This window comes from Verrucomicrobiia bacterium, assembly GCA_035460805.1.
In the GTDB taxonomy this organism is placed as follows: domain Bacteria; phylum Patescibacteriota; class UBA1384; order CAILIB01; family CAILIB01; genus DATHWI01.
Map to the genome: position 1 here is coordinate 1 of DATHWI010000105.1, position 10,969 is coordinate 10,969.

Here is a 10,969-nt window from a genome sequence, read left to right on the forward strand (position 1 = left end):
GGGGTGGCACCGGAATGGTTGGATGCATGCGGACAGGAGTACCGTTTTTTTACCCGTTACGTACAAGGTGAGATTTCCCTGGAAGAGGCGGTGAGGCTGACAAATACAAGCCTTCACCAGTACGTAAAACGGCAATACACATGGTGGCGCAGACACAGTGACATTCACTGGATTGGGAGCCAAGATGAAGCCCTACAAATTGTGAAACGGTTCCTCGATCGCTAACAGAGTGGTATACTCGGGTCATGTCTGACCAGCCCGATGCACCGGCCCCGAAAGCAGCGTCCAAAGTCCAGTCGCGTCTCGTACGCCACTCGCCCCTCAAGCGTGTAGCAAAGCCAGCGGCTGAACCGGACAATCCCCCAGCACAAGCTGAGGAAGATAGCGCCGCGCCTGTATCGCGTCCTGTTCTTGTTGAATTCCGTGACATTACCAAGGAATACGGCAACCATGTGGCATTGAGCCATGTCTCCCTGAAGCTTTTTAAGGGAGAGTTTCTGAGTGTGGTGGGTCCCTCAGGTGCAGGGAAGTCTACCCTTATTAAATGCCTTACCCTCCAGGAGCGCCCTGACGCAGGGAGCATTTTGGTTGCTGGGCGCGACATTACTACCCTCCGGGCCCGTGACCTACCGTACTACCGTCGTAAGGTGGGAATTGTTTTCCAAGACTTTAAACTCCTGACTGGTAAAACCGTGTACGAAAACGTAGCTTTTGCCTTGGAGGTATCGGGAGTTGGAACACGTGAGATTAAAGAGCGGGTGCATGTCATGCTTGAAACGGTAGGTATGTTGGCTAAACGGGACAACTTTCCTCATGAGCTTTCCGGTGGTGAACAACAGCGCGTGGCCATTGCCCGCGCCCTTGTGCACGACCCGAAAATTCTCATTGCCGATGAGCCTACGGGAAACCTAGACCCAGTGAACACCTGGGAAATTATTGAGCTGCTCTATAAAATTAACCGTTCAGGGACAATGGTCATTTTGGCCACCCATGACCGGGAAATTGTGGACGCGCTCAAGAAGCGGGTTATCACTATGAGGGCGGGAAACATCGTCGCTGACCAAGAGAAGGGGGTATACCTCGTATGATCCAAGCCCTCCTTAGAATTATTGCCTACGGTATTTCTGGTTTCCGCCGGAACATTTGGCTGTCGGTCATTGCTATCATCACCATGACCATGACCCTGCTTACCCTTACGGCGTTTGCCTTAGGTGACAGGATTATTTCCAAGCAGTACCAGCAGTTCAGCCAAGAGAATATTGACTACGCTATCTTCTTGAAAGATTCAGCGGCAGACACCGACATTACTCAGCTCCGTACTCAGATTGATGCCCACACCGGCATTGTTTCCTCCGAGTTCATCAGCAAGGAGGAGGCACGCCTCCGTTTTGAAAAGCTTTTTGGCGATGACCCAGAGCTTAAGGGTGTGATTAGTGACGAAAACAACCCGCTTCCCCGTGAAATTACGGTGAAATTTGAGGACCCTAAGTTCATTGACCCTTTTAACGACTTCATCCAAGAAGACCGGTTCAAGGAAATTGTTGAAAAGACCAGCTACCAGCGGAACCAGGCAGTGATCGACAACTACCTCCGCACCACTGGCTTCCTAAAGATCTTTGGCATTGCCCTCTCCCTCTTCTTTACGCTGGTGGCTATCCTGGTACTGCTCAACACTATCAGGCTTACCATCTACTCCCGCCGCACTGAAGTGGAGGTAATGCGTTTTGTGGGTGCAACCCAGGGATATATCCGTGGCCCGTTCATTGTTGAGGGCATTATCTTTGGGCTCATTAGCGCTATTATTGCCGCTATGCTTTCCTGGCTCTTCCTCAACCAGTTAGAAACGCTTATTGAGCAGAGCTTTGCGGCTGGCAATGTTAACTTTATTACCGACCTATTCGCAGATACCCTCCGGGTCGGCAACCAAAGCGCGGTGAGCAGCGTTCTCACCACCCTCTTCCTTCTCCAATTAGGTGTCGGCTTATTACTAGGCATAGCCTGTAGCATATTTGCTATCCGCCGGTACCTAAAGGAACAATAATACGGTTGGAATTACGATTTAACGCTAGAATTACATGCAATCTGTCCGGGGCTTCAGCATCATGCTGGGCGTCGTGACACTCATCCTGAGCAGTTTCGGCCTTCCCTTCACCCAGATAGCAAAACCGCTGTCGGTTGAAGCGGCCACCTCACCGAGTGTTAGTGCGCTAGAGAAAAAGAAGAAAGAACTTGAACGGCTTGCTGCTCAAAAAGAGGCAGAGGCAAAGCGTCAGGCTCAGATTAAGGTTACTGCCGAGGCGAAAGCCAAGGAAGTGGCTGGTCAAATTACTGTACTCCAAGGCAATATCCAGCAGACACAGGGGAACATTGTTGGTACCACCACGGAAATTGAGCGCAAGAATCAAGAGATTGCCCAATTCCAGTCCGACCTGTCCCGGTTGGAAACCCAGCAAGGTGCGCTTCTCCGTCAAATGTACATCATGCGTTCCAGCATGCCGGATTCCCTGGCCGTATTTGCGGACCAGCCTATTGCTGACCGGGCCAAGGAAGATTCACGCTTCTCCTCACTCAAACGGTCTGTGGCCACCCTCTTTGTGAAGACTACGTCAGCCAAGTTGGCAGTAGAGCAGCGGCGGGATGAGTTGGTGAAGAAGAATAACGACCTTAACAACCTTAAGGCCCAGCAAGACGCGCAAAAGCGAGGTTTGGCTACGTACCAGCAGACCCAGGTTGCCCTGAAGCAAAATGCGGAGGCAGCTGTTGTAAAGCTTGAGGCCGACGCGCAAAAAGCACGGCAACAAGCAGCAGCGGTTGAGTCCCAGATTTCCGCGGCATTGAGTGCCGCCATTAGGAATAGTGCTAAGGGAATTTACGGCTCAGGTGCTGGTGTGGGCCAGCGGGTGAGCAGAGGTGATTTTGTCGGCATCCAGGGTTCGACAGGCTTCTCAACTGGCGACCACGTGCACTTTGAGGTCCGCGCTAATGATGTGCCGGTAAACCCCCGCCCATATCTCAACAACGGCACTATCAGCTGGCCGCTTCGTAACTTTATTGTGACGCAGGAATTTGGCCGCACTTCGTTCTCCAATGTCTACGCCGGGGGTATCCACACTGGTATCGATATTGCAGGCCCTTCCGGTTCGCCGGTCTATGCCCCTGCTGATGGCGTAGTAATTTTGAACGGTTGCCCATCAAGCTGCAGTAGTGGGTATGGCCGTGCCTGGGCAATGCAGTTGGACAATGGCTTGGTAGTCATGTCCGCCCACCTTCGCCTTTAACTTCGTAACCCGTTACCCGCATGATTACCTCTCCTGGCCCTGTCCCGCGCCGTCAGCATTCGCCTGCTAGCCGCTTTGCTGCTGCAGTCCTTGTATGCGCCCTGTTAGTGGCAGGCGGCGTAGGGGTTGGGTATGTGTTGGGACAGCGCCAAAGCGTGGCGGCAGGTGACAAGGCTGATCTAGGCACCTTTTGGAAGGCCTGGGGGATCATCGACAAGAAGTTCTTCGGGGACACTTCCACAGAAAAACGCCTCGAGGGAGCAATTTCCGGAATGGTGGCAGGCCTTGGTGACCCGTACACCACCTACCTTGAGCCAAAGCAAAACAAGGTCTTCCAAGAAGACTTGCAGGGAAGTTTTGGCGGCATTGGTTCAGAGCTTTCCGTAAAGAGCGGCCAGCTGGTGATTATGTCTGTGTTGGATGACACCCCCTCTTCCCGGGCGGGCCTTAGGGCAAACGATGTCATCATCTCAATTGATGGTGCCGAAACGGCAGATATGAGTTTTGTTGATGCTATCGACAAGATCCGTGGTGACGAGGGTAGTACGGTAAAGCTCTCCATTGGACGAGAAGGGGAGGAGAAGGCCCTGGCTATCGATGTGATCCGCGACGTGATTGTGGTGAAGAGTGTCATTACGGACAAGTTGGGTACCAACAAAGACATTGGCTACATTAAGGTGAACCAGTTTGGACAAGATACATCCCAGGCGTTCCGCCAAGCTTTGGTAGATGCCAAAGACAGCAAGGGCGTGGTTATCGACCTCCGTAACAACCCAGGCGGATACCTGAATGCATCCCTCCAAATGATTGGTATGGTGTTGCCGCAAACGCCTACAAAGGACGATGCCGTTTTGGGCCGCCGCGTAGGGGTGACTGAGAAAGACAAGGACGGGGACAAGGAGTTGCCAGCTGGCCGGGACATTATCCTGGACACAATGCCCCTAGTTATCCTCGTAAACGAGGGGAGTGCTTCGGCTTCCGAGATCTTTGCCGGTGCTATGAAGGACTATGCCCGCGCAAAGGTGATCGGCGTGAAGACATTTGGCAAGGGCAGCGTTCAAGAGTTACAGGAGCTTGGTAACGGTGGTAGTATTAAGGTAACAGTTGCCAAGTGGTATACACCGCTCGGAACGGGCATCGATGGGACGGGCATTGAGCCAGACATGGTTGTAGAGCTCCCAGAAGATGTGACCGCTTCGAAAGACGATGTGCAGGTAAAGAAGGCACTGGAAATTCTTACCCAAAAGTAGGCCGTTTTCATGCCTGATTCCGCACTTCCGCCGGTGCCACCACCGGCCCCACTTCCTCAAACTCCGCCACCTGTTGACGCACTGGTTCTTCCTGATGAACCTGACGCTTCCGAGGCGTTGAGTCCTTTTAAGGTACTTGGGAAAAGTGGGGGAGCATCGGTTGTCCCCCCTGTCAGCCCAGCTGCCGAGCAGGTAGTGCCTCTTCCGCCAGTCGCCCCCACTCCTCCTATTCCCACTCCTCCCGCTCCTGCTGCACCGGTGCCATCGCCCGTTCCTATTCCTGCCCCTCTTCCCGTTGCCCGCCCTGCTGTAAGCGCTGTGCCACCTGTCTCAAGTGGGAGTCCAATGGATGAGGATATTCCGGACACAGAAGAACTGATTAAACAGGCAGCTGCCGCTCCCTCGCAACCTCTCATCCTTCCTAGCCGTGGCGCTGGCTCTTCGGCTCCCGTTGCCCCTCCGCCAAGCAAACCGCGGGAAGAATTTGTTGCGGCCGATCCCGTTGCTATTCAAGAATCCCTGAAAAAAATAGAGGTAAAAAGCCGTGAGGGAAACCCTCTCCCACCGCCCGTCATCGACGAGAGCGGCCTTGCCGGCAGTTCAGAGCTGCTCGCCCCTCCGCCTCCGCCCGTCGCCCCATTGCCAATGGACGAGCGCCCAGTCCCCGTGCCTCTCGCCCCATCTGCACCAAAGGCTGAGTTTCATGCACCCGTTGCGCCCCCTCCTCGGCCACCTCTTGCACCTAAGGCCCCAGCCCCTGCGGGCATGTTGCCCCGCCCGGTAATTCCGGCCGCACCGCCAGCGCCTCCGCATGAACCCTTGCCAGCGGCCGCCCCGCACCGTCGCAGCGGCATACTCTTTGCCATACTGGGTATTGTAGTGGTTCTCGCTCTCTTGGGTGGAGGCCTCTACGTCCTTGCCCTTTCTGGTGCCCGGGTTCCAGTCCTTGCCCAGTTCATTTCCGGATTAGAGGGTGACTCTTCCCGTGCCATTAACCGGGCAGAAGCGTTTGTCGCCACCCATGTGCCATACCGCCTGACCGGCGCCTTGGAAGTAGAGCTTTCGGGTGGCAAAGAATCTTCTTCGTTGGGCGATTCCGCAGGGATATTCAAGGTGCGGAGCGACTTGTCCGGCGGGCTTATTACCGACAAAGGAGAACGCTTTATTGCTGCCTACTCCATTACCGCCAACGACGGGACTGCAGTGCCGGTGAATGCGCGCTACACAGGTTCAGAATTCCTCGTTGACTTCCCCGCAAACCAAGACAAGAGCGCTGCTTCCCTTTCCGCCACTAGCTTGCGCGACACCCTTCTGGCACCTGCGCTGCAGCCCGTGCCGCTGGAAGTCATCCTTAAGAATGCCCAAGCGGAGCAATCGTATAAAAAGGTTTCAATTAACCAAAAGCCGGCTGCCTCGTACGTGGTAGGGATGCCAAAAGAAGCCATGGCGCCTTATTTCCCTCTGGGCGCAGAGTTGGAAGCGTCAGTGGCGGAGGTGGCCTTGGCCTGGAAGGATACCGACAGGACGGCAGGTGAGCCGTTGGATGTCCAACTCCAGACTACGTTCTCGTACCAAGGGCACAAGTATACGTACGCTGCCCATTGGCAATACACCGGCTGGCAGCAGCAGTCTCCTGAGCCAGCAACATTGAGCAAGCTTTTCAGTACGGACCCAGGTAATGTGGCAACGGAACTTACTACTGAAAGTTTTGTGTCCCGCCTTGGACTCTCTTTCGCTGAGGTCCCACATGGTGGCGAGGCAACATCGGGTAACCCTGTAGATGAAACCACCCGGTTTACGCCAGTCATCCCTAGTGGGGATGTGATCACTGTTGTGCAAGCTCCCCGGCCCGAGATGCAGCCTGTGCCTACCCAGCCAGCTTCCGAATTGGCAAAACAGCGCGATGCCCAGCGCAAGCAAGACCTGCTTGATATCCAAAAGGCGCTTAAGCAGTACAAATTGGAAAAGGGTACCTATCCCGTTGTTTCCAAAGAGGTTCAGATTGGAAGTGATACCACCGTCTTTAAGGAGCTGGTGCCAAAATACCTGACCAAAATGCCGGTAGACCCATTGAATAGTACCTATTACTACGCGTATAACGTGAACACGGACAGCGAAGGAAAGGCGACTGAGTACCACCTAAGGGCGGTGCTTGAAGACCACGACGATGCCTCCGCCTTGGTTGGACAGGTTTACCACTATTACCAACTCACCAATAAGTAGAAAAAATTCATGTCGCCGCTTATCATTGCCGCCATTCTTCTTGGCCTCCTCGTACTCTGGCTCGTCCTTGCTTACAACGGATTGATTGGTGCGCGTAACCGCACTGACGAATCCTGGGCAGATATCGACGTCCAGCTTAAGCGCCGCTATGACCTTATCCCCAACCTCGTTGAGTCCGTAAAAGGGTATATCAAGCAGGAGAAGGATGTATTGGAAAACGTGACAAAGGCCCGTGCAGAGGCAATTGCCGTTGGCAGCGCAGCAACCCCTGCCGCACAGAGCAAGGCTGAAAACGGCCTTACCCAGGCCCTCCGTTCTGTCTTTGCGGTTTCTGAAAACTACCCAGACCTTAAGTCCTCTGCCAATTTCCAGCAGTTGTCCACTGAGCTGACAGACACGGAAAACAAGATCCAGGCAGCCCGCCGTTTCTACAACACCAATGTCCGCGACTTCAACACCAAGTTGCAGGTAATTCCTACCAACATCTTTGCCAAGTCCATGGGCTTCACTGCCAAGGAATTCTTTGAGCTTGAAGAGGCTTCTCCTGAACGTGAAGCGGTCAAAGTAGCATTCTAAGGCGGGATGACCCTTTATACCCAGGTCTCCCAAAACAGGTATAAGACCTTTGCCTTCCTAGGTATTTTCATGGCGCTGGTAGTTGGCATAGGCTGGGCCGTTTCCCTTTACTACGGCTCTCCGGACATCCTCCTTATTGCTGGTGTGATTGCTGTAGTGCAGGGGACGGTCAGCCTGTATGCCTCTGACAAGATTGCCCTGGCGGCAGCCAAGGCAGACGTGTTGGATGAGCAGCAGTACCGTTTCGTGTACCAGCTAGTGGAAAACCTGAGCATTACCGCCGGCCTGCCCATGCCGCGGCTTTATTTCATCGATGACACCGCAATCAACGCTTTTGCCACTGGCCGCGACCCAAAACATGCTGCCATTGCGGTAACCAGGGGAGCCATTGAGCGCCTAGATAAAAACGAGCTAGAAGGCGTGCTGGCCCATGAGCTGGCTCACGTTGGTAATGAGGATATCCGCCTCATGAGCATGGTGATGGTCATGGCCGGTATCATTGCCCTCGTCTCCGACCTTTTCCTGCGCTCCATGTTTTATGGCCGGCAGCGGGATGACAACAATAATAGCGGGGGAGGCTTTATGCTTATCATCGCCCTCGTATTTGCCATCCTGGCGCCTATCGCTGCCACTCTCATTCAACTGGCTATTTCCCGCAAGCGGGAATTCATGGCAGATGCTACCGGTGTGCTTCTTACCCGCTACCCGGAAGGCCTCATTTCTGCGCTGCAAAAGATTGGGGGAGATACTGAACCCCTGGAGGTTGCCAACAGGGGGACTGCACACATGTATTTCAGTAACCCGCTGACGGGCCAGGCCTTGGCGAACATGTTTGCCACCCATCCTCCTATCGAGGCGCGCATCGCTGCTCTCCAAGCAGGAAGCGGCATGACTCAAGCATAAGGCCTAGCGCCTCCTTGATTCACCTTTTTTAATCTGGTATATTCCTCGCAAACCGAAACCTGAGGGTTTGGGAGGAATTTACCAATATGATCTTAGTTCTTTGCTTGGTCTGCCTGGGCATTTTTTTGTGGCTTTTATGGGAAAGCCCGTCATGTCAGAGGTTGATGGCCGACGAAGAGCGAAGAGATGCATTGTTTCTCAAGCTTGGCAGTTGGCCCCGATGCCTTATTCCCCGTTACTGGCTGACTTGGTTGCAGATGCAAGTCTGGACCCCGTCTGCCCATGTCTTGTTTGTTATTCACGTCATTGGTGAGGGTGAGACATCGCGCAGCCGCGCCGCGCGTATCCGTACGCCGCTCGCCTGGTTGCTGCCACACTCGGTTATTGAAAGGTACATGCGGTTCGTACCGCATGCCCTGCGCTACATGGGTGCAGCCCGTGTGGAAATGCGTGACGGCGGCCGCAAGCGGTACGTTTACGTGCATGTCGTGGGGCTCCCGTGGAATACAACTGAGCTCACTAAAAAAGAGCATTCGTTGTACGAGACGGCAGTTGCCGATATGAACCAGACAATCATCTATATGCTGAGGGACGTAGTCCCGGAAGCATCCGTAGTGGCGCTGGGCGCAGCAACGGCCATTCCCAATACCTTTGGCACCAAGTTGCCCGCTATACTGGCGGCAGCTGGGTTCCCTAAGGTGACTGTCACCAACGGCAACTCCAACACAGGAGGAGCCGCTGGCGCTAACCTCATTTGGTTCCACAACCAGTGGATGGAAGTGTCTGCCGACCGGCAGGGGAAGAAATGGAAGGTGGCCATTGTTGGTGCTGGCTCCGTAGGCTCCGGCCTTGCTCGGGTACTCATGAAGCGTGACGACCTGTGTTCCGAGCTCTTATTGGTCGGTAGGAATCGTGGTGACCGCAAGGTCAGCAAGCTTATCGATGAATTGAGCCGGGGTTATCCAAGCGGTCCCTCCGTGGAGGAGCGTGACCTGGAGGAGGTTGTCCAAGAGGCAGATGTGGTGGTTTTCTGTACCAACAGTGCCACGCCCCTCACCTTTGCTAAGAAGCCACGGAAGGGAATGCTCTTCTTAGATGTCGCCAAGCCCGCAAATGTCCCGCGGGAACTATGTGCGGACCCAGACTACCTGGCTGTGTCAGGAAGTATTGTGACGCTGCCAGGTAGGGGAAGGGGATTTGGGCTTTCCATCGGTCTTAAGGGATATCTCTGTTTCGCCTGCGGGGCAGAGGCGGTCCTTCTGGCGGCTTACAAGAAAAGCGAGGACCGGTGGAATTGGCTTACCCGCGGGTTTAAACCTGAGGACATCCCCACCTTGTTTGTGGGACAGCCTAAGGATGCGGTGATGCAGCGGCTGGGAATAATCTCTGACCATTTGGGCATAAGGCCCAGTGACCAGTGGTTGGACCCTCACACCAACTTGCCGTACTCGGAAGACCGGGTGCGGGCGTTCCTGGAAATGCTGGAGGTCTCAAGAGAGTAGGGAAACCTACTCTCTTTTTTATATAAAAAACCGCCCCGTGAGGGGCGGCGTTTAAAGGTTCTAGCGGCGGCCGTTCTTCATTTTGATTGCGTGACGGCTGAAAACCACGAAGAAGTTGATCTCGGGACAGACCCAGACTGCTAGGTAGTTTTCTTTCATCTCCGGGTCGGGGTCGAAGAGCAAATCCCCCGTTGCATGGCCCTCCATTTTCTCTGAGAAATTCAGGAGGGATGTCCCGGGGTCTTTGGCGACAATGGCAATGCCGCGCGTGCATCCCTTGAGCTGCTCCTCTGCGCGTTGGGACAAAGTGTCCACAATGCAGAGGCCGCCCTTGTAATAGATGCTTCGGTTCACTAAGGCGGTGGGCTCATCGGCCAGGTGCCAAAGCCCTGCATGGACAAGTGCCAGGCGGATAGTGGTGCTGTCGATGGGTGAGCAGGGGGTGATCATCCGCCAGTGGTCGTTGAGGAATCTCCCCGAAATGACGGCACCAGCAAATGCCACCCCTGCTACTGCGACGAGGCAAATGGCTACAAATACGGGAATGGGAACGTTCAACTATCTCTCCTCGCCCAGGTGGGCGTACTGCTGCGGATCTTAGCAAATATACCCAAGGAAGTAAAGGAGATACCACCCGTGTTTTCTGCTACAGTAACCATATGCAGCTCACTCACTCCGAAGCAAAAAACCGTCTCCAGAAGCTCCGCGACGAAATCAACCGCCAGCGGTATAACGTGCATGTTTTAAACAAAGAGGAAATATCCGAAGCAGCCCTTGATTCCCTTAAGCATGAGTTGGTCCAGCTTGAAGAGCAGTTCCCCGACCTTATTACGCCAGACTCCCCGTCGCAGCGCGTCGCAGGCAAGGCCCTGGAAGGCTTCAAAAAAGTGACCCACTCGAGCCGGATGCTTTCCCTGAACGACGTGTTCACCTTTGCGGAGCTTAAGGCCTGGGAAGAGCGCACCGCAAAATTCCTCAACACACCGTACAAAGGTGGCTACTACGCAGAACTGAAGCTGGATGGTTTTGCCATCTCCCTTATTTACGAGGATGGGCTTTTCTCCCAGGCGGTAACACGCGGTGACGGGTTTGTGGGGGAAGATGTCACGCTCAATGCCCGTACCATCCAGGCTATCCCGCTGCGTCTCACGCGCGTAATCCCTGGCCGCTTTGAAGTGCGCGGCGAGGTGTACATCACCAAGAAGGACTTTGCCATCATAAATGGTGAGCAAGAGAA

The 10,969-nt window shown here is 54.4% G+C and carries 11 protein-coding genes; 10 read left to right on the forward strand and 1 reads right to left on the reverse strand.

What is annotated here, in order from left to right; translation table 11 throughout:
• The 9 genes from VLA04_04265 to VLA04_04305 all read left to right on the forward strand — a co-directional run.
• On the forward strand, nt 1-225 hold a 225-nt coding region (locus tag VLA04_04265), incomplete at its 5' end, for a tRNA (adenosine(37)-N6)-dimethylallyltransferase MiaA (protein ID HSI20881.1).
• 20 nt (nt 226-245) lie between these two features.
• A complete protein-coding gene (gene ftsE, locus VLA04_04270; protein ID HSI20882.1) occupies nt 246-1,088 on the forward strand; it encodes a cell division ATP-binding protein FtsE in 843 nt (280 codons plus the stop codon).
• Nucleotides 1,085-2,041 carry a permease-like cell division protein FtsX gene (locus VLA04_04275; protein HSI20883.1) on the forward strand — a complete coding sequence of 319 codons (957 nt, stop codon included), beginning with the start codon at nt 1,085-1,087 and terminating at the stop codon, nt 2,039-2,041. The genes ftsE and VLA04_04275 overlap by 4 nt, the downstream gene beginning before the upstream one ends.
• A gap of 34 nt (nt 2,042-2,075) precedes the next feature.
• Nucleotides 2,076-3,278, forward strand: coding sequence for a peptidoglycan DD-metalloendopeptidase family protein (locus tag VLA04_04280; GenBank protein ID HSI20884.1), 1,203 nt, complete (start codon nt 2,076-2,078; stop codon nt 3,276-3,278).
• A gap of 20 nt (nt 3,279-3,298) precedes the next feature.
• Nucleotides 3,299-4,528 carry a S41 family peptidase gene (locus VLA04_04285; protein HSI20885.1) on the forward strand — a complete coding sequence of 410 codons (1,230 nt, stop codon included), beginning with the start codon at nt 3,299-3,301 and terminating at the stop codon, nt 4,526-4,528.
• A 9-nt stretch (nt 4,529-4,537) separates the two neighbouring features.
• On the forward strand, nt 4,538-6,751 hold the full coding sequence (locus tag VLA04_04290; GenBank protein ID HSI20886.1) for a type II secretion system protein GspG: 2,214 nt from the start codon (nt 4,538-4,540) through the stop codon (nt 6,749-6,751).
• A gap of 9 nt (nt 6,752-6,760) precedes the next feature.
• Entirely contained in the window at nt 6,761-7,327 is a 567-nt protein-coding gene (locus VLA04_04295) for a LemA family protein (GenBank protein HSI20887.1), read from the forward strand.
• Nucleotides 7,328-7,333: 6 nt separating this feature from the next.
• Nucleotides 7,334-8,230 carry a M48 family metallopeptidase gene (locus tag VLA04_04300; protein ID HSI20888.1) on the forward strand — a complete coding sequence of 299 codons (897 nt, stop codon included), beginning with the start codon at nt 7,334-7,336 and terminating at the stop codon, nt 8,228-8,230.
• 164 nt (nt 8,231-8,394) lie between these two features.
• A complete protein-coding gene (locus VLA04_04305; GenBank protein ID HSI20889.1) occupies nt 8,395-9,732 on the forward strand; it encodes an NAD(P)-binding domain-containing protein in 1,338 nt (445 codons plus the stop codon).
• 60 nt (nt 9,733-9,792) lie between these two features.
• Here VLA04_04305 and VLA04_04310 read toward each other — a convergent pair whose 3' ends face one another.
• Nucleotides 9,793-10,290: a hypothetical protein gene (locus tag VLA04_04310; protein HSI20890.1), complete on the reverse strand. Its 498-nt coding sequence runs from the start codon at nt 10,288-10,290 to the stop codon at nt 9,793-9,795.
• Nucleotides 10,291-10,391: 101 nt separating this feature from the next.
• Between VLA04_04310 and VLA04_04315 the strand changes: the two genes are divergently transcribed.
• The coding region (locus VLA04_04315; protein ID HSI20891.1) for an NAD-dependent DNA ligase LigA at nt 10,392-10,969 on the forward strand (578 nt) is incomplete at its 3' end.